Here is a 24362-nt window from a genome sequence, read left to right on the forward strand (position 1 = left end):
CTTTCGTCTAAATAATGTTTAATTTAAAGACGACAACTATGAAAACACAAACCAATTTCAACCTATTATTCTGGGTTAATGCTTCACGTGCTAAAAACAATTTAGTTTCAGTTTATGCTAGAATAACAGTAAATGACAAAAGAGCTAACATTAGTTTAAAAAGAAAAGTAGCAGTTTCTGAGTGGAATTCTAACAAGGGAAGAACTAGGGGAACTAAACAAGAATCACGGTTATTGAATCGTTATTTAGACAATGTAAAAAATAGAATTTATGAAGCCCATCAAGAATTAGTTAAAGAAAAAGCTTTCATTTGTTCACAAAGCATCAAAGCTCGTTTTTTGGGAGAGGATAATGAAGAGTACTCATTATTAACATTAGTTGATTATCACAACACTCAAATGAGTGAGTCATTAACTTATGGCACATTAAAAAACTATTTTACAACTCAAAAATATATCAAGTTATTTTTAACCAAGAAAAGAAAAATTCAAGATATCTATTTAACACAATTAACTTATCGATTTATAGTTGACTTTGAAAAGTTCTTACGTTCTTATGTTCCAGAAGACCATCAAAAACAAATGGAAAATAACACGGTTATGAAACATATTCAAAGGCTGCGTAAAATGGTAACATTAGCTTATAAAATGGAATGGATTGACAAAGATCCTTTCATAAAATTCAAGCCTACTTATATTAAAAATGAACGCGAATTTTTAAGAGAAGATGAATTACAAGACATTATAGAAAAAGAATTTAGCATAAAAAGGTTAACCCTGGTTAAAGATTTGTTTATTTTTAGTTGTTATACTGGCTTGTCATATATTGATGTTATGCAATTAAATGAAGATAATATTGCTTTAGGAATAGATGGTGGCAGATGGATTATAACGAATAGACAAAAAACACATAATAAAGTAAAAATACCACTACTCCCTATTGCCGAAGAATTATTAATTAAATACAAAGATCATATTAAAACAAAGAAAACGAAAACACTTTTTCCAAACATTTCAAATCAAAAACTAAATTCTTACTTGAAAGAAATTGCTGATTTATGTGGAATAAAAAAGAATCTTACATTTCATATCGCTAGACATACTTTTGCAACAACTATTACATTAAGCAATGGAGTGCCTATTGAAACGGTTTCAAAATTATTAGGTCATACTAAAATTGCAACAACACAAATTTATGCAAAAGTTATTGAGAGAAAGGTTAGTGAAGATATGGCTCTATTAAAAAATGTAATATCGAAAAAAGAAACACAAAAAAAACATCAAATATTATTAAAGGAATTTACTAATATCTACAACTTAGGTTTATGTAAGTTAAAAAGTTAATGGGTGTAAATTTTGTAAAGTTATGCTAAATTGTAGAAGAAGAATAAGTAATTAGTACTAGAAACTTAAAATATTCAGAACTTAACCCACAAATTTCACTAAATTGTCTACCACATAAAACTTAATAATAATTAGATTTAGATAGTTTTTACCCATTAATTATTTTTGAAAAAAAAATCTAATAATACCATTTTGAAAAATCGTAAAATATTTTTATCCCTATTTTTAATCACTACTTTTTTTTATAAGATATGTGGTCAAACACAGCCAATATTTCAAAAAATTGATGAAGCTCAAGGTTTATCAAGTTCAAGAATTACAGGAATTATAAAAGAAAGTAATGGTTTTATTTGGATTAGCACTCAAAATGGTTTAAACAGGTTTGATGGATTTAGCGTAAAAATATACAACAAGCAAAATAGCAATATAGAATCGAACGATATTTCAAGTCTGTATTTAGACAGCAAAAATAGAATTTGGCTAACAACTTATGGAAGTGGGTTAAATTTATATGATAAAAAAAATGATAAATTCATTTCTTTTAAAAATTCTTTACGAGATGATTCTTCTGTTATTTCTAACAGAGTTAATACTATTATTGAAGACACCAAAGGTCATTTTTGGATTGGCACAGAAAAAGGATTGTGTTTATTTGATTATGATTTAAAAAAGTTTGTGAGTTATGCACATCCACAGAAAAAACAATTAAATATTACTAGTATTTATCAAGACAAAAAAGGAAACTTATGGTTAGGCACTTTTGCAAATGGTTTATTACTTTTTAACACAAAAGACAACGAATTTAAAACATTAAACAACGAAACTGAACAAATTACCAGTGCAATTAATGTAATTACAGAATTAAATCCTGATGCCATTTTGTTAGGAACTAAAGGTAGTGGTTTATTAACCGTCGATTTAAAAACCCAAAAAGTAGCTGACTTTTTTTACAATAATTTAGCTTTAAGCAATAAGGTTAAAATTATAAGATCTTTAAAAAAAGACAATAAAAATAATTTGTGGATTGGTACAGATGGCTATGGTTTGTTTGAATTACAATATCCAAATAGCAAAGAACCTATTGTTAAAAACTACATGTTCAATTCACAATTATCATCATCTTTAGCTGGTAATGCTATATATGTAATTTCCGATGACGGTGATTCTAATATATGGATTGGTACTGCTTGGAATGGAATTAGTGTTTTAGATAAAAAAAATCAAACAGAGATTATGGTTAGCGACTTTGTTGGTTTAAACCCAAATCCAGTTTTATCTATTTTTCAAAATGACACTAAAATATTCCTAGGTTTAGATGGTAATGGCTTAAATGTGTATAATAAAAAGACTAAAAAAATTCAACTTTATGATAAAGACAAAATCAAAGCCAAATACATCCAGAAGATAATTCAAACAAAAGACAACAACATCTGGATAGGTACTTTTGATAATGGTCTTATTAAATTTAATGAAAAAAGTGAAAAAGTAATAAAATATACCAATCATTTTAACGACAATCAATCATTGAGTTTTGATGATGTAAGAGATATTATAGAAGATGAAAAAAATAATTTATGGATTGCAACTTGGGGTGGTGGTTTAAATTATTTGGATGTAACTAATGGTAAATTTTCAAGGTTTAAATTACCAAATAACAATATTGTATCGATCTTAAAAGACAAAAATAAAATTTGGGTTGCATCTTTTGGTGGTGGTTTAAATCTTTTTGATAGTACTACAAAAAATATTAAAACTTTCAGTTATAAAGAGCTAGACTCAACAACTATAAGTAGCAATAATCTATTTTCTATCTTAAAAGATACTAAAGGATATTTGTGGATAGGGACTTCTGGTGAAGGTGTTAACAGAATGAACCTCAAAACAAATAAAGTAGAACGATTTCAAAATTTAGAAAACATAAAGTATAGAACCATTACCTCTATCATAGAAGATAATGAAAGTAATATTTGGTTTGGTACTAAAAAAGGAATTATTAAGTACAGTTATTTCACCAATACTTTTACTACTTATAATAATCTATCGGGTGATTTTCATATTAATTCTACTTTTAAAGATCAAGTAGGGTTTCTTTATTTTGGTGGAATTAATGGAGTTTTAAAGTTCGATCCAAAAGCAGTAACAAATACTGATTTACAACCAAAAGTTAGCATCAGAAATTTTAAAATTTTTAACAAAGAAGCCACTATTGGAGATAAAGGAATTTTAGATAGAAATATTGTAATGACTAAAGAAATTACCTTAGAGCACTTCCAAAATGTTATTACTTTCGAATTTTCTGCTTTAAAATTTCCAACCGCTAAAAATTGTGAATATGCTATTAAAATGGAAAATTTTGATACAGATTGGAGAGCTATTGGTAAAGACAGGACTGCTACTTACACTAATTTATCTCCAGGAGATTATATTTTTAAAGTAAAAAGTAAGGAAGTTAGCGCAAACTGGGGAGACAGTTTTACATCACTCCAAATAACAATTCAAAAACCATATTGGTTAACTTGGTGGGCATTTACGCTATACTTTTTGCTGTTTTTAATTTTTATATATTTCATAAGAAAATACATTATCGCTTGGGGAAAACTAAAATCTAGCTTAGAGTTAGAAAAATTAACTCATGAAAAAGATAACGAACTCTATAATGCAAAACAGCAATTTTTCACTAATATATCGCATGAAATAAGAACACCAGTTACTTTAATATTAAGTTCTATCAATCGATTATTTGACAACGATAAAACTAAAGACAACAAGCAAATTAAAGCAGCTCATACTATTAGTAGAAATAGTAATTTACTTTTAAGATTGGTTAACGAGCTTTTAGATGTTAGAAAATTAGAAACTAACGATATTGCTTTAAATGTCTCTAAAGGTGAATTTGTTGGTTTCGCAAAAGAAATTTATTTGTCTTTTTCAGACATTGCTTCCGATAGAAATATTAAGTATCGTTTTAAAACAGATGAAAGTACTATTTATTTGTGGTTTGATAATAACCAGTTAGAAAAAGTCATTTTTAATTTACTATCTAATGCTTTTAAATTTACAAATGATAATGGAGAAATAGATTTTAACATAGAAACCAATGATAAGGAGGTAATATTTATCGTAAAAGATACAGGAATTGGACTTTCTGTAGATGATAAAGAAAAAATTTTCAATAGATTTTATCAAGTAAAATATACTCATACCAAAAATAATAAAGGTTTTGGTCTTGGTTTATCTATTGTAAAAGATGTTATAAAATTACATAAAGGAGAGATAAGTGTTTCTAGTGAATTTAAAAAAGGAAGTTCTTTTGAAGTAAAATTATTAAAAGGAAACAATCATTTTAAAGACAGTTTAGAAGTAGAGGAAAACAATTTATTTGAAGAAAATGCCGTAGAAAAAATTCAAAAGAAAATTTTAGATAGAAAAGACAAAAAAGAAACTATTTTAATTGTTGAAGATCATGAAGAAATTCAAGAATCTTTAAAAGAACTTCTAGAAAACGAAAACTACGCTGTTATTCAAGCTTTTAATGGTCTTGAAGGATTACGATTAGCAACTACCACAACTCCAGACCTTATTATAAGTGATGTTATGATGCCAGAAATGGATGGACTTGAATTATCTAAAAAAATAAAACGAAATAGTACAAAAAGTCATATTCCAATTATCATTTTAACTGCAAGAACATCTACCAAAGATAAAATGGAAGGTTATGAAACAGGAGCTGATGAATATATAATAAAACCTTATAATGAGGAGTTTTTAATAAATAGAATTAAAAACCTTTTAGAGAGTAGAAAATTATTAAAGCAAAAATTTAATAACACTACTCTATTGAATCCAAAAGAAATAACAGTGAACTCTAAAGATCAAATATTTTTAGAAAAACTATATAAGTCTCTAGAAGAAAACCTACAGTCAAATAACCTGAAAGCTCAAATTATTTCTAAAAATTTAAATATGAGCCATTCTTCTATGTATAAAAAAATAAAGTCTTTAACAGGTCTTACTTATATGGAGTTTATTAGAGATTACAGATTATCAATTGCAAAACAACTAATAGAAGAAATGGGCTATTCAGTTTCAGATGCATGTTACAAAGTGGGCTATTCAGATAGAAAATACTTTAGCAAGCTATTTAAAAATAAGTTCAAACAAAATCCTTCTTATTATTTAAAATCTTAAATAGCAAACCTACATCAAATATCTTACCCTAAATATATGCTATTTTAATCTTTTTTATGAGTTATTAATACTCATTTACTGAAAATGACCCCTGTATAATTTTACGGATTATAATTACTTGCACTAGTAAAGTAAGCTATTTTTTTTACGAAGTAAAAATCTATTAATTTTAAAATTATATTAGCAATGTCTATTTTCTCAAAAAAGAAAAGTTTTTTTAATACCAAAAAAATACTTTTACCTTTATTATTCTTTTTTTCCATAGCAATTTCATATTCTCAAGAAATTGTTGTTTCTGGTTCCGTTAAAGAATCAAAAACAAATAGTCCAATTCCAGGAGTTAATATTATTATTAAAGGAAAAACAATAGGAATTACATCAGATTTTGATGGTCTCTATTCTATTAAAGCGTCCTTAAATGATATTTTAGTTTTTAGTTATTTAGGTTATGCACCTAAAGAGATTAAAGTTACATCAGCAACTATTAATGTTTTTTTAGAAGAAGATACCCAAAGTTTAGATGAAATTGTTATCATAGGTTATGGTACAACTACTGTTAAAGATGCAACAGGAGCTGTAACTGCAATAACCGAGAAAAACTTTAATAAGGGAAACATAACTACAGCAGAAAATTTATTAAATGGTAAAGTAGCAGGATTAACAATTAATACTGGTGGAGAACCAGGTGCAGGTTCTACCATTAGAATTAGAGGTGGAGCATCTTTAGGGGCATCAAACGATCCTCTAATCGTAATAAATGGTTTGCCTGTAGATAATAATGCTATTGGTGGTTCTCGTTCTATTTTAAGCTCAATTAATCCTAATGAAATAGCATCATTTTCAATTTTAAAAGATGCTTCTGCTACTGCAATTTATGGTTCTAGAGCATCAAATGGTGTTATTATAATAACAACTAAAAAAGGATCTAGAAATCTGAATGTGAATTTAGATATGAATTTCGGTATCAATACACTTCCTAATAAAGTTGATGTTTTTTCAGGTGATGAGCTACGTAATTTAGTAAGTAGTGTAAACCCTAGTTTAACTCCTTTGTTAGGCAATGCAAATACAGATTGGCAAGATGAAATTTATAATAATAGTGCAACTTCTATTATAAATGCTTCTGCAAACGGAATGTTACTCAATAAAATACCTGCAAGAATTTCTATAGGAAGAACTTTTCAAGAAGGATTGCAGTTAACATCTATATTTGAAAGAAATAATGCCTCTTTTAATCTAAACCCTAATTTCTTAAACAACAGTTTAAAAATTAGTGTTAATGGTAATGCCTCTTTTGAAAAAAATAGATTTGCATCAGGTCAAGCAGCAAATGCATTAACTTTCGATCCTACACAACCTGTTTATGATGAAAACTCACCATTTGGAGGTTACTTTCAGTATTATACAGATAATAATGATGGTGTAATTAATGAAGATGATTTAACTGCATTAGCTCCATTTAATCCTTTGGCAGAATTATTACAAAGAAGAAGTATAAGTAATATTCAGCGTTTCTATGGGAATGTTAAAATAGATTATAATTTTAATTTTTTACCAGAATTATCTGCAGTTTTAAATGTAGGTATGGATAAACAAAATGCTGATGGTACAGTAAGGGTTTCTGATAAAAATCCTTTAGCTCAAAATGATGGAAGTTTGGTAGGTTCTTATTCAGAATACACAAACAGTCAAAATAACACACTTTTAGACGGATATTTATCTTATAATAAAGAATGGAATAATTTTAATGTTGATGGAACTGCTGGGTATTCTTATCAAAAATTCACCAATAAAAGATATGTAAGTGGCGAATTGTTAGATGATGGTCCAGATTCTGAACCAGTAAACAATGTAGATCCTAATTTGGTACTAATTGGTTTTTTTGGTAGAGCAAATTTTTCATTTTACGATAAATATCTAGTTACACTTTCTTACAGAAGAGATGGTACATCAAGATTTAGTAAAGAAAATAGATGGGGTAATTTTCCATCTGCAGCAATTGCTTGGAAAATAAAAGAAGATTTGTTTCCAGAATCTGAAAACTTATCATCTTTAAAATTAAGATTAGGTTGGGGTATTACAGGTCAACAAGATATTGGTAGAAATAATTTAGATTTATTTTTATCAAGATATATAAGAGGTTTACCAAGTTCTCAATATATTTTTGGAGATACTACAACACCTGTTGGGATACCACAATTTAGAAATGAAGAACTAAAATGGGAAGAAACTACAACGTATAACATAGGTTTTGATTATGGTTTATTTAACGATAAAATTACAGGTTCTTTAGAAGGGTTTTATAAAGAATCTAAAGATTTATTATCTAATGCAGCTATTTCTGATGGTTCTAATTTTAGTAATTCTGGTTTTCAAAACATAGGGAATTTCACTTCTCAAGGTATTGAATTTTCAATTGGAGGTGATTTAATTACCAATGATGATGGTTTAAATATCGATTTTAATTTCAACACTACTTTTATCAAAACAGAAATTAAAAAGCTAGCATTAGATCAAGATCAATTAGTTGGTGGCGCAGATGGTGGAACAGGAAATACAGCCCAAATTCACAGAGAAGGTTTTACACCATTTTCATTTTTTGTATATAAGCAAGTTTACGATAGCAACAACAATCCTATAGAAGGAGCTTATGCAGATTTAAATGGAGATAATTTAATTACAGATGCAGATAAATATATTCATCATAATGGAGCTCCTTCTGTAACATTTGGTTATGCCTCAAACTTTTACTATAAAAACTTTGATTTATCTTTTAACTTAAGAGCCAATATAGATAATTACGTCTATAATAATGTAAACTCCTCTAGGGCTCAATATGATTTGCTAGAGAACAGTTCTGTTGTTGCAAATTTACCAACATCAGTATTACAATCAAATTTTAATACCACAGAAAACGTAATACTTTCTGATTATTATATAGAGAACGCTTCTTTTTTAAGGATGGACAATATAACTACTGGCTATACTTTTAATGAGATTTTTAGCAATAAATCTTCCATCAGATTATCAGCAAGTGTTCAAAATGTATTCGTAATTACAAATTACTCAGGTTTAGATCCAGAAGTATTTAGTAATGGAATAGACAATACTATTACACCAAGACCAAGAACTTTTACCATTGGTGCAAACATAAAATTTTAAATAAAAAAAGATGAAAAAAAGACAATTATTATTAATAACAAGCTGTTTTCTACTTCTTTTTATAGTAGGATGTACCAATGATTTAAACATACTTCCAGAAGATGAAAATACTTTTTTGGTCGATGATTTTTACAATTCTCCAGAAGCTTACAAACAAGGTTTGGCTGGTGTTTACGGTAATTTAACCTTAACAAGTTCTCAAGGTCCAGGAGAATCTAATATTACTGGTTTAGATGCTGGTACAAGTCAATATGGAAGAGGATTATGGAATTTACAAGAATTAACTACAGATGAAGCAAAATGGACTTGGGAAAATGATCCTGGTTTAAGAGATTTAAATAGAAATATTTGGACTTCAGAAAACGTAATTTTAAGAGGCTTTTTTGGAAGATGTATGACACAAGTGTCTTTTGCAAATGAGTATTTAAGACAAACTTCAGATGAAATATTACAATCTAGAGGTGTTTCTGAAACCTTAAAAAATGAAATCGTTATTTACAGAGCAGAAGTTCGTTTTTTAAGAGCTCTTGCCTACTATCATATGATGGATTTGTTTGGAAAAGCAGGCTTCATTACAGAGGAAGATCCTGTAGGCGCATATCAATCACCACAATATGACAGATTTGAATTATTTGAATATATAGAATCTGAGTTGTTAGCTATTTTACCAACTTTAAAAGATCCTTTACAAAACGAATATGCAAGGGTTGATAAAGGTGCAGCTTGGATGTTATTAGCAAAAATTTATCTAAATGCAAAAGTATATATACAAGAAGATAAGTATGCAGAATGTTTAGAATATTGCGAAAAAATTATTGCTGGTGAATATATCCTAGCTCCTAATTACTCAAATATATTTAAAGCAGATAACAATTCTAACAATGCCAGAAATGAAATAATTTTTCCAATAATTTCAGATGGAATCGTATCACAAAATTATGGTCCAACAACAGTCGCTGTTAATGGTCAAGTTGGTTCTTTAGAAAGCAATGGATCTGAATTTGGTGTAACTTCTGGTGGCTGGGGAGGCGCTTTGCGTGTAACTCGTCAATTTTCTGAAACGATGTTAAATGGTAATTATAATGCTGATGACAGAAATACCATTATAAGTGCCAACAGAACCATTGAAATAACAAACATTAGCAATAATGGAACTGGATATGTAATTACTAAATGGTCTAATAAAACTTCTTCTGGGGCAAATGGTTCTGCGAACGAAATTGTTGATACTGATTTTCCATTATTTAGATTGGCAGATGTGTATATGATGTATGCAGAATCTGTAGTTAGAGGTGGTGGTGGTTCTACAGCTACAGCCGTAAATTACATAAATCAGTTAAGAGCAAGATCTAATAACAACAATACTATTTCATCATCAGATTTAAATCTAGACTTAATTCTTAAAGAGCGTTTAGTGGAATTACATTGGGAAGGTCATAGAAGACAAGACTTAATCCGTTTTAATAAATATACTGGAGGTAGTTACAACTGGTCTTGGAAGGGTAATTCAGTTTCTGGAATTCCTTTAGACAATAGCAGAAGTGTTTTTCCAATTCCTAGTGCAAGTTTAGCTGCAAATCCAAACCTTACTCAAAATCAAGGTTATTAAATTAAAAATTATATAAAAATGAAAAAATTACTTTTAAAATCTTTAGCAATAATTATTCTTATCACATTTTATTCATGTGAAGAAGAAAACGCTCCAATTTTTGTTGCACAACCAGATGTAGATGGCATTATATTTACAAATTCTTTTGCATCAAATTATTTAATTTCTGAGGCTACAAAAGAAAATATTGGAGATCGATTAATCTGGGAATCTGCAGATTTTGGTGTAACCACTAACGTTACTTACGAGATTCAAGGTTCTATAGATCCTACTTTTAGTACGTTTACTATTATTGGTACTACAAATGAAAACAACTTTCCAGTTACCATTTCTAATTTTTTAGATTTTGCAAAAGAATTGGGTTTAGATGCAGATCCAAGTACCACAGATAGTGCTGGTTTAGCAAATAATGTTGGTCAATTTTTTGTTAGAATCAAAGCAAATGTGGGTACAACAGATAATTTAACTACATATTCTGAGTTCGAAACCATCAACATAACTTGGTTAGAAGATATCCCAACAAATACATGTAATTCTTTATATGTTTTAGGGGAAGGTATTACTGATATTGGATGGAACTTTCCAGGAATAGAACTTACTTGCGACACGAATGTTTTAAAAGCTAAAGCAAGATTAGGAAATGCTAATTTCAGGTTTTTTACAACTGTTGGAGATTGGGATTCTGGTTTAGATTACAAATACTTTGAAAATGAAGGGTATACTATTGATGCAAATTTAGAAAATGCAGGAGATAATTTTAGTTTTATAGGTACTCCTGGTATTTACACCATAACAATTGACGATGCTAACAAAACCATTCAATTAGAAGCATCATCTTCTCTTTGGGCAGTTGGAGATGCTGTACCTGGAGGTTGGAGTTTTAGTGGAGAAACTGTAGAATTTACAGAAAACACTCCAGATATATGGTCTGCATCTATAGAATTAAACAACAACATCTTTAGATTTTTCCAAACATTTGGCACTTATGATACCAATAACAATTTTCAATTTTATATAGATCAAGGGTTTACTATAGATTCTAATTTTGAAAGTGATGGTGGACCAGATGCAAATTTCAACTTTATAGGAACAGCAGGAACCTATAATTTAACTATAAATGCTGTAGAAAAAACGATTACACTAAATTAATAACCATAAATAGAGAGAGGCTATTCTACCTCTCTCTATTTTATTTTAAACTTCAAATTATGAAAAAAAAAATACTTTTTATTGCACTATGCATTTCTTCTTTTTTAAATGCACAATCAATTAGCTTTACTTCTGCAGCGTTAACAAATGCAGAAATAGGCAGTACAATTACTGTAGATTTCACATATTCTATATCTGCAGATGGTTATATTTATTCTGCTATAGAACTTCAAGATGATTTTACCTATCAATCTACTATTGTAGATGCCGAATTAAATCCAGCAGTTGCTGGCACAGATGTTACTGGCTCTTTTACGTTTACAATTCCAGAAAGTACAACACCAACAAGTGATTTAACAGGAAACTTAAATTATAAAATAAAAATTGAACTAAAAGATGCTAGTTTTAATTATTTAGCAGGACAATTCCCTGATACAGAAATAAATATAACTTCATCAAATCTTAGTGTTGATGATTTTAATAAAACTTTAAGTGATATAGAAGCATATCCTAATCCTGCTAAAAATAAAATTTATTTTCAGAATTTAAATAACGATGTAGATTATAAAGCATTTATTTTTAATATTTTAGGGGAAAATATAATATCAGTAAATCAATTAGAAAATGGCATTGATATTTCTAGTTTAAATGATGGTATATATTTGTTATCAATTAAATCAAACAATAAGGTAAAGAATTTAAAATTCATTAAAAACTAATTTAATAAAAAGGAAAAATTATAGATGAGCAAACAGAATATTTTAGTTATTATTTGCATAAGCTTTTTATTTTTAAGCTGTAAAGAAAACAAAACTTCGGTTATTGTTGATAAAATAAAATTTAATAACAATTGGGCGTTTAAACGTATTGAAAATCAAAATGTAGATAGTTTATTTTTTGAAAAAAAAATAGATACTAAAAATTGGGATGCTGTTCAATTACCACATACAACAAAGGTTGAGCCAAAAATTGTAAACAATCAATGGCAAGGTATTTCTTGGTATCGTAAAAATTTTAAGCTTACCAATGAAATGAAAAATAAAAAATTATTTTTCAAATTTGAAGGAGCAATGAATATTGCTGAAGTTTGGGTAAACGAAAAAAAGCTTATCAAACATCAAGGTGGCTATTTACCTTTTATGATAGACTTTACAGAGGTAGCTGATTTCGAAAACGAAAATACAATTGCAGTTAAGTTAAATAATGAAGACAATCCAGTTACTGGGCCAAAACCACTTAAAACATTAGATTTTAATACGTATGGTGGTATCTATAGAAATGTTTGGTTAATCGCTAAAAATTCACTGCATATTACAGATCCTATTTACGCTAATAAAAAAGCTAGCGGAGGTATTTTTGTTTCTTATCCAGAAGTATCAGAAGAATTGGCTAAAATTAAAATTCAAACTCATGTTAAGAATGAAGATTTGGGTAAAAATTCATTCATCATAAAAAATACTTTACTTAAAAATGATGTAGAAGTTATTTCTTTTGAAAGTAAAGAACAAATTTTAAACTCAAATCAAGAACAAGAATTCGTTAATAATTTAACGATAGATAATCCAGAATTATGGTCGCCAAATTCACCAAGTTTATATCTTTTAAAAACAGAAATTATTCAAGATGGTAAAACTGTTGATAAAGAAATTACTAGAATAGGTATTAAAACTGTAAAGTTTATTGACCAAGATTTGTATTTAAATGGGAAAAAAACTTTCTTGAGAGGTGTTAACAGACATCAAGAATATCCTTATATAGGGTATGCACTTTCAGATAATGCAAATTATAGAGATGCCAAAAAAATAAAAGAAGCTGGATTTGATTATGTACGATTATCTCATTATCCACAAAGCAACTCTTTTATGGATGCTTGTGATGAATTAGGTTTAGTTACTATTGATGCTATTTTAGGTTGGCAATATTTTAGCAAAGACAAAGAATTTCAAGAGCATGTTTTTCAAGCTTCAAAAAATTTGATACGAAGAGATAGAAATCATGCATCTGTATTAGCTTGGGAAGTTTCTTTGAACGAATCTTGGATGCCAGAATCATTTATAGATAAACTAACCCAAATTGCGCACGAAGAATATCCAGGAGATCAATGTTTTACTGCAGGTTGGCAATCTTATGGATATGATATTTACTTACAAGCGCGCCAACACAGATTGCAACATTATGACTCTACTTTAACAAAACCATACAATGTTTCTGAATATGGAGATTGGGAATATTATGCCATGAATGCTGGTTTAAACCAAGATGATTGGAGTGGTTTACTGCAAGAAGAACGTTCTAGCAGACAATTAAGATCTGCAGGAGAAAAAGCATTATTGCAACAAGCAAGAAATATTCAAGAAGCACATAATGACAATTTAAAAACGCCAGCATTTGCTGATGGTTATTGGGTGATGTACGATTATAACAGAGGATATTCTAACGATTTAGAAGCCTCTGGAATTATGGATATTTTTAGAGTTCCAAAACCTTCTTATTACTTTTATCAAAGTCAGAGAAATTACAACGATCCCTTTGGGAAACCTGTTTTATATATTGCCAACAATTGGCAAGAAAACAGCCCATTAGAGGTCTCAATTTTTAGTAATTGTGATGAAGTGGAGTTGTTTTTAAATGGCAAAAGTTTAGGACGTCAAAAACCAGATAGCAATCGAGTTTCAGATAAATTAAACCATCCACCATTTACATTTTCTATAGCAAAATTTGAAAAAGGAACATTAGAGGCGAAAGGTTATATTGATAATGAAATCATAATATCTGATAAAAGAGAAACTCCAGGCAAAGCATCAACAATAAAAATTAAGATTGATGATGATTATCAAAATTTAAAAAATGAAGATACAGACGTATTTTTTGTCCATGCTTATGTTACAGATGATAATGGTATTCTTGTAGCTGATTCTACTGATAAAATTCTTTTCAAAGTTGATGGTAAAGCAGAAATAATAGGTGAAGAATCTGTTATTGCAGAAGCAGGAATTGCATCAATATTAGTAAAAACAAGTGATATAAAAAACGTGAAAATCGAAGCTAATTTTCATAATTAAAAAGACTTTTAAAACTACTCAAAAAATGATATCAACAAAAAAAATAACACTAATTTTATCTTTAGTATTTCTATCTCAAACAACATTTAGCCAAGAATATATGGTGGGTGCAGATTTATCATTTGTTAAAGAAGCAGAAGATAAAGGATTTTCTTTTAAGGAAAATAACATCGTAAAACCAGGATTAGACATTTTTAGAGAACATGGTTATAATTGGATACGATTGCGATTATTTAACTCTCCAAAAGAGCTTCCAAACGATTTAGAATATACAATTTCTTTAGCTAAAGAAGCAAAAAAGAAAGGCTATAAATTTTTGTTAGATTACCATTATTCAGATACTTGGGCAGATCCACAAAAACAATTTGTACCAAAAGACTGGGAAGGAAAAACCCAAAAAGAAGTAGAACAGTTGGTCTATGAATTTACCAAAGAAACTATGATTGCTTTTAGAGAAGCAAACGTATATCCAGATATGGTACAGATTGGAAATGAAATAAGTAATGGAATGATTTGGCCTTATGGAAAATTACCAGAAAATTGGGATAATTTAGCTGCTTTACTAAAAGCAGGTATCAATGGTGTTTACGCTAGCATTGGTAACAATTCATCACCAAAAATTATGATTCATATTGATAAAGGTGGTGATAAAGAATTCACTAAATATTGGTTTGATAAATTACATACATACAATATAAAATATGATGTAATTGGCCAATCTTATTATCCTTGGTGGCATGGAAGTTTGCTAGATTTAAGAGAATGTTTAAACTTTACAGCGTTAACCTATAAAAAAGATATTGTTCTTGTAGAAACAGCTTACAACCATAGTCCTGCAGAATATATTAATAAAAAACCTCCTTTTCCTGAAACTGCAGAAGGGCAAAAAGAATTTTTAGAAGAAGTAAATAACATTATATTAAACATACCAGAAAACAGAGGAAAAGGTCTTTTTTGGTGGGAACCTGCAGCACCAAACAAAGGTTTTTCTTACAGAACGTATTTTGATGAAAATGGAAATGTGAAGCCTGTAATAAATGTTTTCGATAAATATGTTAGACATTAAAATACAACTAAAACTTATGTGTGTAATGAATAAATTTTTGTTTACAATAGTATCTCTTTTTTTTACCTGCTTACTAACAGGTCAATCTATAGAAATTATTTCTTATGGAGAAAACCCACTAGAAATTAATCCTTTATTAGGTAGTAATTTGAACATCAATTATAAGTATACAAGTGAATCTGGTTCTACAGGCAATCATATTTATATTGGCTTAGAAATTTTAGATGAAAATAACATCTATCAATCTACAGTAAAAGAAATTACGCTTAACAACCAACCTGTTGGTAATAATACCCAAAATTCGGTATCGTTTTTTATTGGGAGTATAAATACCTTATCAGAAAATTTACCAAGTGGAAATTACTATCAAGTAAAAGCTATTTTATACGCAAGTGGTGGTTGGTCAGAAAATGCATCAGCTGGTTATTGGAATACTCCTGCATTAGTTTTACAAGATACAAGCAATACTGTTTTAAGTACAAGCCCTATTGCTAAAGGCGCAGACATTAGTTGGATGACAGAAATGGAATCCAAAGGTTTTGAATGGAAAGATAACAATGGAGTAAAAAAAGAATTGTTACCATTACTAAAAGAATATCAACTAGATGCTGTAAGATTAAGAGTTTGGGTAAACCCAGAAAATTCTGATGCAAATGGCTGGTGTGATATTGAGGATTTACTAAAAAAAGCAGAAAAAGCTAAAGCAAATAATTTAGATATCATGATCTGTATTCATTATAGTGATTGGTGGGCAGATCCTGGAAAACAAAATAAACCTGCAGCTTGGTCTAGTTATTCTGTTTCTCAATTAGAAACGGCTGTAGCAAATCATACTACAGATATTTTAAACGCATTAAATGTAAAAGGAATCATACCAAAATGGGTTCAAGTTGGTAATGAAACGAGTGATGGAATGCTTTGGACAACAGGTAAACCTTCAACAGGTGGTTTTGCAAATTATGCTAAATTTATAAATGCTGGTTTAAATGCAGTTAAAAGTTTTAATACAAATATAAAAACGATACTACATCTTGCAACAGGAAATGATAATCCCTTATTTAGATGGAATATTGGAGGTTTAGTAAATAATGGTTTAAATACGAATAAACTAGATATTATAGGTATGTCCTTATATCCAAATGAAAACAATTGGAAAAATATGGTAGATGACACATACAATAATATGGTAGATTTAAAAACTCGTTATCAAAAAGATGTTATGATGGTAGAAATTGGGTTTAATGCAAATCAATCAGATATATCTCATCAATTTGTAAAATATATGATTGAAAAAACAAAACAAGCACAAGGTTTAGGTGTTTTTTATTGGGAACCAATCGCACATAATAATTGGAATTCATATTCCAAAGGTGCTTGGGATTCAGATGGAAGTCCATCTATTGTTATGGATGCTTTTAAAAATGAAACTACACTAAGTGTAGAAAATTTAATGGATAGAAATCAACAAGTGTTTTCTGTATTTCCAAACCCTAGTAATCATTCAATTACCCTAAAATCATATATATTAAACATAAAATCAATCAAAGTTTATGACATTAATGGTCGATTAATTAAAAATATTAAAGAAGAAAGTACTACTGTAACTATTGATATCTCTGAATTACTAACAGGTATTTATATCTTAAAAATCAATAATTCTAAATCAATAAAATTTCTTAAAAAATAATTATGCAAATACTTACATTTTTAGGATTTACAATTTTAGTAGCGGTAATTTCATATATAGCAACAAGAAAAACGACAGAAACGTCTTCAGATGGGTATTTTTTAGGAGGTAGAAGTTTAACTGCAGGTGTAATTGCAGGTTCATTATTATTAACAAATTTATCTACAGAACAAATTGTTGGGTTAAACGGATCTGCATATACGAGTGGTTTATCTGTTATGGTTTGGGAAACTTTAGCTGCGATTGCCATGATTGTTACAGCTGTTTATTTATTACCAAAATATTTAAAAAGTGGTCTAACAACGGTGCCTGGTTTTTTAGAAAAAAGATTTGATGTTACTAAAAAAACTCTAACATCCATATTATTCTTAACAGGTTATGTAGTTGTTTTGTTACCCGTAATTTTATACTCAGGTTCTTTAGCTACAAGTGGTATGTTTGATGTACCAAGTTTAATAGGTGTTACACATTGGACTACCTAATAAAAATGGGACTAATTTTTTAGGCCGCATTGTTGATAATTCGTTTTAGTTTTAGTTCCATTTCTAATGGTGTTAAATAATCCAGGCTTGAATGAATTCTCTTTGTGTTATACCAAGTAATGTATTGGCTTACTTTGTCAAATAATTGCAAGTAAGATTTAAATTTAAAGCGATACAGCCATTCGTGTTTAATAGTCTTGAAAAAGCTTTCCGCTACTGCATTATCCCAACAGTTCCCTTTCCTGCTCATGGATTGTGTTATATTGCTATTGAAAGAAAAGATATTAGTCATTGTATTAGCTGAATATTGAACCCCTCTGTCAGAATGAAATATGAAGTTATTTGAAATATCTCTTGTTCTTCTAGCATGAACCCAGGCTTTTAGTACTGTATTTTGAACCGTCATGTCTTCACTTAACGCCCATCCTACTACTTTTCTGTCAGCTAAATCTATAATAGTTGTTAGGTAATTCCAGCTGTTATTTACCCTAATATAAGTAATATCTGACACCCATTTTTCTCCTATTATTGAACTTGAAAATTCTCTATCCAGTTCATTTTTAGCCAATGGAAAGCTATGCTTGGAATCTGTTGTGTTTACAAACTTTCTTCTTAAAACACTTTTTAGTCCCATTTCTTTCATCAATATTGCGATATAAGAACGGCAATAATTCAGGTCTTCTCGTTCTAACATTTTTTGTATTCTACAGCTTCCATAAATCTCTTTACTGTCTTCAAAAATTGCCTTAATCCTTTCTTTTAGGAGTATTACGGAGTTTTTAGCTCTTACTAACCTCCTGTTCTTAAGCCAATTGTAATATGCATTTTTACTGACCCGCATACATTTACACATCTTCTCAACCACAAAATCTGTTTCATTTGATAATATGAATTGATATTTTATTGGTCGCTCTTGGAAAAGATGCTTACTGCCTTTTTTAAAATATCACGCTCCATTTTCACATCACGTAATTCTTTACGCAGCGCTTTAAGTTCTTGCTCTTCTTTAGTAAGTTCCCTTTTCGTGGAAAAGTCTCCAGATTTAGCCTCATAATCCTTTTTCCAACGACTTATAAGGCTGGGAGCAACAACATAGTCCTCGCTAATTTGTTTTGCCTTGATTCCTGATTGCAATAGTTCTACTATTGTAACCTTTAATTCGTTATCGTATCTTTTTGCCATAATTCAAATATATAATTTATGACCGTAAAAATTCGTCACATCTAAACTAGACAATCCATTTTGATAATTCTGATATTAACTCTTTATTTTCTGCAACATTAGTTATGTTACTATTTTCTTGCGGATCTGTTTTACGATCAAAAAAGTTCTCTGGTTGTAAAATCTCCTTTTGTTTTTTGATTACTACCAAAATAAATAATGAAACCTGTAATTTAATTTTCATCATAATTTAATTTATATTTTTAGGTAAAGCCCCTTTCCATCCTTTTGATAATTGAATAGATAAACTTTTTATTATTTCAGTTTTATCAGAAACCCCAGCAACATTTTCTGTTTCGTTAGGATCTACAAAATGGTCGTACAATTCTGTAGCTGCAAAATCTCCTTTTTCTTTTTTCACATTATCCCAATGATACCACTCTATATAATGGTATTGTTTTGTTTGCATTGAATACCCCATATATTCTTGCCCATCTTTAGATACTTTTGGTCTTCTTCTAAACTGAGTAAAAACAGCATCTTTCCATTCTAAATCCGGATTTTCAAAAACAGGCATTAAACTTGTTCCTTCAAAATAATCTGCTTTAGCAACACCTGTTAAATCGCATAGCGTAGGAAACATATCTACCAATTCAGAAAGTGCTTCAATACGTTTTCCTTCTTTCTGATATGCTCCTTTTATAATTAACGGCACATGAGTATCAATATAAAAATTAGTCATTTTTCCACAACCGTTATGATCTCCTAATTTCCAACCATGATCTCCCCAAAGAACAATTACTGTATTTTCATACAAACCACGTTCTTTTAATCCTGCTACCAATTTACCTACGCAAGCATCAATAAAACTTACACTTGCATAATATCCCCTTTTTAAAGAATCTGCATATTTCTCTGGTAAAGGTTCATCTTCTGGACGACCAATTTTGGTTGGATTTGTATATGCTCGTAATTCGTAATTTGCATTTGCAGACATTACAGGTGCATTTTTTGGTAACTTCGGATTTGCTGCAGGAGAAACTGATCCGGCAGGATATAAATCCCAATATTTTTTTGGAGCTACAAATGGTAAATGTGGTCTATAAAAACCTAAGCCTAAAAAAAAGGGTTCTTTTTTATCTTTAATTCTATCTATGGTTTTTAAAGCCAATGTTGTTTGCAGTGCATCATAGTATAAAGAATCTGGAGCGTCTGCACTTTCTATAGCAGGACCTCTGTTCCAACCATCACCATAAACTTTTCTTCCTTTTCTTTTCTCTAATAAACTAGCTCTTTTTACTTTTTGATCTTCTAATGCTGCTTCTGTATAGTAATAAGTTTCGGCATCTCTTTTTGCATACTCTTTAGTATTATAAGGAAAAGGCTTTAAATCCGGCTCGTCCCAAGAAATAGAATCTGGCATATAATTATGAAAAATTTTACCAATATTTACCGTGTAATATCCTGCCTTATTAAAGTATTGAGGCATGGTAACAGCATCGGGATTTATCTCTCTAAATTTATCGCCTAAATGCCAAACTCTTGTAGAATCTGGCCTATAACCCAACATAGCACTTGCTCTTGATGGCGCACAAACTGCCGCCTGTGCATGTGTATTTAACATTACCATAGACGTTGCTGCTAAAGCATCAATATTTGGTGTTTTTATTTCTTCATTTCCATAAACTCCTAGATCTGCTCTTAAATCATCTATTGATAAAAAAATGATATTCGGTTTTTGTGCAAAAACTTCTTTTTCTTTTTGATTACAAGACGTAAATAGAAAAGATAAAGAAATAAACAATAGTAAAATTCTCATATATTTTGTTTGTATTAGTACATTATTATAAGTTCTATCTATTTAAAACATAGACAAAAAACTTAAAAAAGCATCGATTAGAGACTTTAAGTTTCTTAATTTCCTTTACCTAATAGTTCAATCCACTGAGTTGTATACCCTGTATTTCTAACACCATTAGAATGTCCTTTTTTTCCTTCCGGAACGGGTAAATTAAACTTATAAATTTGATTTTCTGGAATCCCTAAAGCATCATACGTTTCTTTAATAACTTTTGCATTCGGTTCTTTTGCATGATATGTTCCGTACCAAAGATTATCAGGCGTTACACTTTTATTAGAATACCATGTTGCTATCTTTTTTCCTTCTGAATAATCCCATCCTCCAGAAAAGCCTACAACTCTTGCTACTAAATGTTCTTGAGCAATAAAAGCAGCCATTCCACCACCTTGAGACTGACCAGAAACAGCAATTTCACTCCATTTTGGAGCTCCATTCTCTAAGTAATAACTCCAATTTCCATTTTTATCATTATCAGAAAGATAAATTAACAACTTCGTTAATCTACTTACAATAGCATCTTGTGGTTCATCTTTAATTAATGAAAAATCATTATTACCATATATACGTCTTGTTCTAAACTCGGCTGTACAATTAGAGTTTTCTAACAAATTTGCTCCTCTGCATATTTGAGCAACTGCAGGTCTATTTATATAAGATATATTAATAACACGATATCCTTGAGAAACCGCAGTAGCAAATAATTTACGAGGTCCTCTTTAAGCAATTCCACCAGTTCCTGGCATAAAAAACAAAAGCTTTCCTTGTTTTGCCGCCGGATTATAAACAACTAGATGTGGCGAATCTGCTTCTTTAATTGTAGCATCTGTAATAGCTGGTTTTACATTTAGAACTTTATATTCTTTTGGAAACCCTTTAGAAGATTGAGCAAAAGTAAAATTGTAGCTAAGGAAAATAAAAGCAAGGGGAATTAAAAAAAACTTCATTATTTATTAATTTTGAATTAAATTTTAAAAATGGTTTAGCAATTTCCTTTTTCTTTAAGTATTTGACAAACTAACAATAGTTGTCATCGATTTATAAATATGCATTTTTATCAACAAAAACTCATTTTAAGCGAACTTTATTTAACGAAGTATTTAATTCGTTAATTTTTCTTTAGTAATTTTTCGTAAATTTTCTTCAATAAACTTTAACAAATGTTGTAATGAAGGGTTTTTGTTATTTTTATTCCAAATCACAGAGAGAGACGTTCTTTGCGTCATTTTATCTAGTACTATAAATTTCACTTTCTTATTATCCGTTAACGTTAAAGATGCTGGTACAATAGAAATACCCAAACCATTTTCTACTAAACTATATATAGAAGCTGCATGTATGGTACTATGAGAAACGATGGGAGAAAAACCACTATCATCAAAAAGTTGCATTACTTTTTCGTAATAAGAAGGGCTATCAGAAGAATCGAACATAATAAATGGTTCTTTTTCTAATTGAATTAAACTTTTAAAATTGTCGCTATTCAGCGGATGTTCTATGGGCAGCACCAAACAAAAAGGTTCTTTTAAAACTTCGCAAATCCCTAAACCAGTTGGCACTCTATCTAAACGAACAAAACCAACATCAATTTCATTAGAAAGCAATTGTTCTATTTGTTGTTGGTTGTTCATTTCCTTTAAATTAAAAACAACATTTTCATATTCTTCCTTTAACCTCAACAGTAATTGAGGTATTATTTTTTTCATGGCAGAACCCACGTATCCAAAATTCAAATTTCCCTCAATACCGTTATTTACCAATTTTGCAAAATCTAAAATTTCGGTCAACTCATTTAAATTACGAGTTAATTCTTTTCTTAAATATTCGCCAGTTTTTGTTAACTCAACTTTTCTATTATGACGATCAAATAGCTTTACGCCTAAATCATCTTCCATATTTTTAATCTGTCTTGTTAAACCAGGTTGAGAAATATATAATTTCTCTGCCGCCTTTCTAAAATGAAGTGTTTCTGCAACAGCTAAAAAATAACGAATGTGTCTATATTCTATTTGATTACTCATAGTTATCAATTGTTAGTAATTATAATATCAAAAGACATCAAATATAAAGATAACTTTGTATCAAAATACAAAATCACTATGTTTTTATACGGAATAGATAGACTTACAGTCGATAAAGTTATTGCCATTGCCAACGGAAGTTTAAAAGCTATTTTAAATGAGGAAGCAATCGACAACATCAATAAATGTAGAGAAAAAGTTGAAATTATGGCAAGTTCCGACAAAGCCATTTACGGAATTAACACCGGTTTCGGGCCATTATGTGACACACAAATATCACCAAAAGACACTAGTAAATTACAAACAAACCTACTGATAACGCACGCTGTTGGCGTAGGTGAACCGATACAGAAAGAACTCTCTAAAATAATGATGATTTGCAAAGTACATGCATTATCTCAAGGTTATTCTGGAGTTCGATTAACACTTATTGAGCGTATTATTTTCTTTATTGAAAACAATATTTTACCTGTTGTACCAGAAAAAGGTTCCGTAGGTGCTTCCGGAGATTTAGCGCCTCTATCTCACTTATTCTTACCAATAATTGGCGAAGGAGAATGTTGGGTTGGCAATACTATTATATCCACCAATAAAATATACGAAACACATCATTTAACACCATTAACACTCCAAGCAAAAGAAGGTTTAGGTTTAATAAATGGCACACAATTTATTTTAGCGCACGCCATTAAAGCATTACAAAGAATGGAGTATTTACTCGATTTAGCAGATTTATCTGGAGCAATGGTTTTAGAAGGTTTTCAGGGAAGTGCTTCTCCTTTTAGAAAAGAATTACACGAAATAAGACCTTTTGCAGGAAGCATAAAGGTAGCAAAACGTATGAGAATGTTTTTAAAGGATTCTCAGAATGTAGAAAACCATTTCGAATGTGATAGAGTTCAAGATCCGTATTCTGTAAGATGTATACCACAAGTTCACGGAGCCTCTAGAAATGCATTTCAGCACTTAAATGAATTGGCAGAAATAGAAATGAATTCTGTAACAGACAATCCTATTGTATTAAGTGATACAGAAGCTATTTCTGGAGGAAATTTTCATGGACAACCTTTAGCAATGGCGTTAGATTACACTTCTATTGCTGCATCAGAATTAGGAAACATTGCAGACAGAAGGTGTTTTTTACTTTTAGAAGGCAAATATGGCTTACCAAGATTACTTACAAAAAGTGGTGGCTTAAACTCTGGTTATATGATTCCGCAATACACAACAGCAGCCTTAGTTACAGAAAACAAATCGTTATGCTTCCCTCCTTCTGCAGACAGTATTCCTACATCTTTAGGGCAAGAAGATCATGTTTCTATGGGAAGTATTTCTGGACGAAAATTAAATCAAATTCTTAATAATGTAGAAATGATTTTAGCCATAGAGTTAATGTACGCAGCACAAGCAATGGAATTTAGAAGACCTAATCAATTTTCTACCATTATTGAAGAAAATTTTAAAATTGTAAGACAAAAAGTAGCGAAATTAGAAGAAGACCGCATACTTAAAGACGACATTAATGAAATGATATTGTTAGTAAGAAATAAGGCATTCATTGTAAAATAATTTAA

At 29.7% G+C, this 24362-nt stretch carries 15 protein-coding genes and 2 pseudogenes; 11 read left to right on the top strand and 6 right to left on the bottom strand.

Going from position 1 to position 24362, the window contains the following annotated elements:
- The first annotated feature begins 38 nt into the window (after positions 1-38).
- From WG945_RS06370 to WG945_RS06415, 10 genes and pseudogenes are all read left to right on the top strand, one after another.
- Positions 39-1343: a site-specific integrase gene (locus tag WG945_RS06370; protein ID WP_068450520.1), complete on the top strand. Its 1305-nt coding sequence runs from the start codon at positions 39-41 to the stop codon at positions 1341-1343.
- Between the two features lie 192 nt (positions 1344-1535).
- Positions 1536-5531 (top strand): hybrid sensor histidine kinase/response regulator transcription factor, encoded by a 3996-nt coding sequence (locus WG945_RS06375; RefSeq protein WP_197482093.1) that lies wholly within the window; start codon positions 1536-1538, stop codon positions 5529-5531.
- Positions 5532-5717: 186 nt separating this feature from the next.
- Positions 5718-8693 carry a SusC/RagA family TonB-linked outer membrane protein gene (locus tag WG945_RS06380; RefSeq protein WP_068450517.1) on the top strand — a complete coding sequence of 992 codons (2976 nt, stop codon included), beginning with the start codon at positions 5718-5720 and terminating at the stop codon, positions 8691-8693.
- Between the two features lie 10 nt (positions 8694-8703).
- A complete protein-coding gene (locus WG945_RS06385) occupies positions 8704-10302 on the top strand; it encodes a RagB/SusD family nutrient uptake outer membrane protein (protein WP_068450516.1) in 1599 nt (532 codons plus the stop codon).
- An 18-nt stretch (positions 10303-10320) separates the two neighbouring features.
- Complete coding sequence (locus WG945_RS06390; protein ID WP_068450515.1) at positions 10321-11451, top strand: SusE domain-containing protein; 1131 nt, start codon at positions 10321-10323, stop codon at positions 11449-11451.
- Between the two features lie 59 nt (positions 11452-11510).
- The gene (locus WG945_RS06395) at positions 11511-12170 is read left to right on the top strand and encodes a T9SS type A sorting domain-containing protein (RefSeq protein WP_068450513.1); all 660 of its coding nucleotides are present in this window, start codon (positions 11511-11513) and stop codon (positions 12168-12170) included.
- A 24-nt stretch (positions 12171-12194) separates the two neighbouring features.
- Positions 12195-14513, top strand: a complete 2319-nt coding sequence (locus WG945_RS06400; RefSeq protein WP_068450511.1) for a glycoside hydrolase family 2 TIM barrel-domain containing protein — start codon at positions 12195-12197, stop codon at positions 14511-14513.
- 25 nt (positions 14514-14538) lie between these two features.
- On the top strand, positions 14539-15579 hold the full coding sequence (locus tag WG945_RS06405; RefSeq protein ID WP_082864256.1) for a glycoside hydrolase family 53 protein: 1041 nt from the start codon (positions 14539-14541) through the stop codon (positions 15577-15579).
- A gap of 25 nt (positions 15580-15604) precedes the next feature.
- Positions 15605-17266, top strand: coding sequence for a glycoside hydrolase family 53 protein (locus WG945_RS06410; RefSeq protein WP_197482092.1), 1662 nt, complete (start codon positions 15605-15607; stop codon positions 17264-17266).
- A 2-nt stretch (positions 17267-17268) separates the two neighbouring features.
- Positions 17269-17736, top strand: a pseudogene (locus WG945_RS06415) (sodium:solute symporter family transporter); the annotation flags it as partial.
- 31 nt (positions 17737-17767) lie between these two features.
- Here WG945_RS06415 and WG945_RS06420 read toward each other — a convergent pair.
- The 6 genes and pseudogenes from WG945_RS06420 to WG945_RS06445 all read right to left on the bottom strand — a co-directional run bounded on the left by WG945_RS06420 (position 17768) and on the right by WG945_RS06445 (position 22788).
- A protein-coding gene (locus WG945_RS06420; protein ID WP_340867061.1) for an IS3 family transposase occupies positions 17768-18930 on the bottom strand; the annotation gives its coding sequence in 2 pieces (ribosomal slippage) (positions 17768-18690 and positions 18690-18930; 1164 coding nt in all).
- A 46-nt stretch (positions 18931-18976) separates the two neighbouring features.
- The gene (locus WG945_RS06425) at positions 18977-19156 is read right to left on the bottom strand and encodes a hypothetical protein (protein ID WP_157603557.1); all 180 of its coding nucleotides are present in this window, start codon (positions 19154-19156) and stop codon (positions 18977-18979) included.
- A 3-nt stretch (positions 19157-19159) separates the two neighbouring features.
- Positions 19160-20728 (bottom strand): sulfatase, encoded by a 1569-nt coding sequence (locus WG945_RS06430; RefSeq protein WP_068448576.1) that lies wholly within the window; start codon positions 20726-20728, stop codon positions 19160-19162.
- 95 nt (positions 20729-20823) lie between these two features.
- Positions 20824-21468 (bottom strand): annotated as a pseudogene (locus WG945_RS06435) (BPSS1187 family protein); the annotation flags it as partial.
- 18 nt (positions 21469-21486) lie between these two features.
- A complete protein-coding gene (locus WG945_RS06440; RefSeq protein ID WP_068448578.1) occupies positions 21487-21714 on the bottom strand; it encodes a hypothetical protein in 228 nt (75 codons plus the stop codon).
- Between the two features lie 153 nt (positions 21715-21867).
- On the bottom strand, positions 21868-22788 hold the full coding sequence (locus WG945_RS06445) for a LysR family transcriptional regulator (protein ID WP_068448579.1): 921 nt from the start codon (positions 22786-22788) through the stop codon (positions 21868-21870).
- A gap of 78 nt (positions 22789-22866) precedes the next feature.
- Here WG945_RS06445 and hutH point away from each other — a divergent pair, with 78 nt between their 5' ends.
- A complete protein-coding gene (gene hutH, locus WG945_RS06450; protein ID WP_068448580.1) occupies positions 22867-24357 on the top strand; it encodes a histidine ammonia-lyase in 1491 nt (496 codons plus the stop codon).
- The last annotated feature ends 5 nt before the right edge of the window (positions 24358-24362 follow it).

The organism is Polaribacter atrinae (genome assembly GCF_038023995.1).
Lineage (GTDB): Bacteria > Bacteroidota > Bacteroidia > Flavobacteriales > Flavobacteriaceae > Polaribacter > Polaribacter atrinae.

Bases quoted from the DNA above. Each gene is read 5' to 3' on its own strand.
- WG945_RS06395 (WP_068450513.1), top strand. From the start codon at position 11,511: ATGAAAAAAAAAATACTTTTTATTGCACTATGCATTTCTTCTTTTTTA.
- WG945_RS06410 (WP_197482092.1), top strand. From the start codon at position 15,605: ATGAATAAATTTTTGTTTACAATAGTATCTCTTTTTTTTACCTGCTTA.
- WG945_RS06385 (WP_068450516.1), top strand. From the start codon at position 8,704: ATGAAAAAAAGACAATTATTATTAATAACAAGCTGTTTTCTACTTCTT.
- WG945_RS06440 (WP_068448578.1), bottom strand. From the start codon at position 21,714: ATGAAGTTTTTTTTAATTCCCCTTGCTTTTATTTTCCTTAGCTACAAT.
- WG945_RS06400 (WP_068450511.1), top strand. From the start codon at position 12,195: ATGAGCAAACAGAATATTTTAGTTATTATTTGCATAAGCTTTTTATTT.
- WG945_RS06390 (WP_068450515.1), top strand. From the start codon at position 10,321: ATGAAAAAATTACTTTTAAAATCTTTAGCAATAATTATTCTTATCACA.
- WG945_RS06425 (WP_157603557.1), bottom strand. From the start codon at position 19,156: ATGATGAAAATTAAATTACAGGTTTCATTATTTATTTTGGTAGTAATC.
- WG945_RS06405 (WP_082864256.1), top strand. From the start codon at position 14,539: ATGATATCAACAAAAAAAATAACACTAATTTTATCTTTAGTATTTCTA.
- WG945_RS06445 (WP_068448579.1), bottom strand. From the start codon at position 22,788: ATGAGTAATCAAATAGAATATAGACACATTCGTTATTTTTTAGCTGTT.
- WG945_RS06430 (WP_068448576.1), bottom strand. From the start codon at position 20,728: ATGAGAATTTTACTATTGTTTATTTCTTTATCTTTTCTATTTACGTCT.
- WG945_RS06380 (WP_068450517.1), top strand. From the start codon at position 5,718: ATGTCTATTTTCTCAAAAAAGAAAAGTTTTTTTAATACCAAAAAAATA.
- WG945_RS06370 (WP_068450520.1), top strand. From the start codon at position 39: ATGAAAACACAAACCAATTTCAACCTATTATTCTGGGTTAATGCTTCA.
- hutH (WP_068448580.1), top strand. From the start codon at position 22,867: ATGTTTTTATACGGAATAGATAGACTTACAGTCGATAAAGTTATTGCC.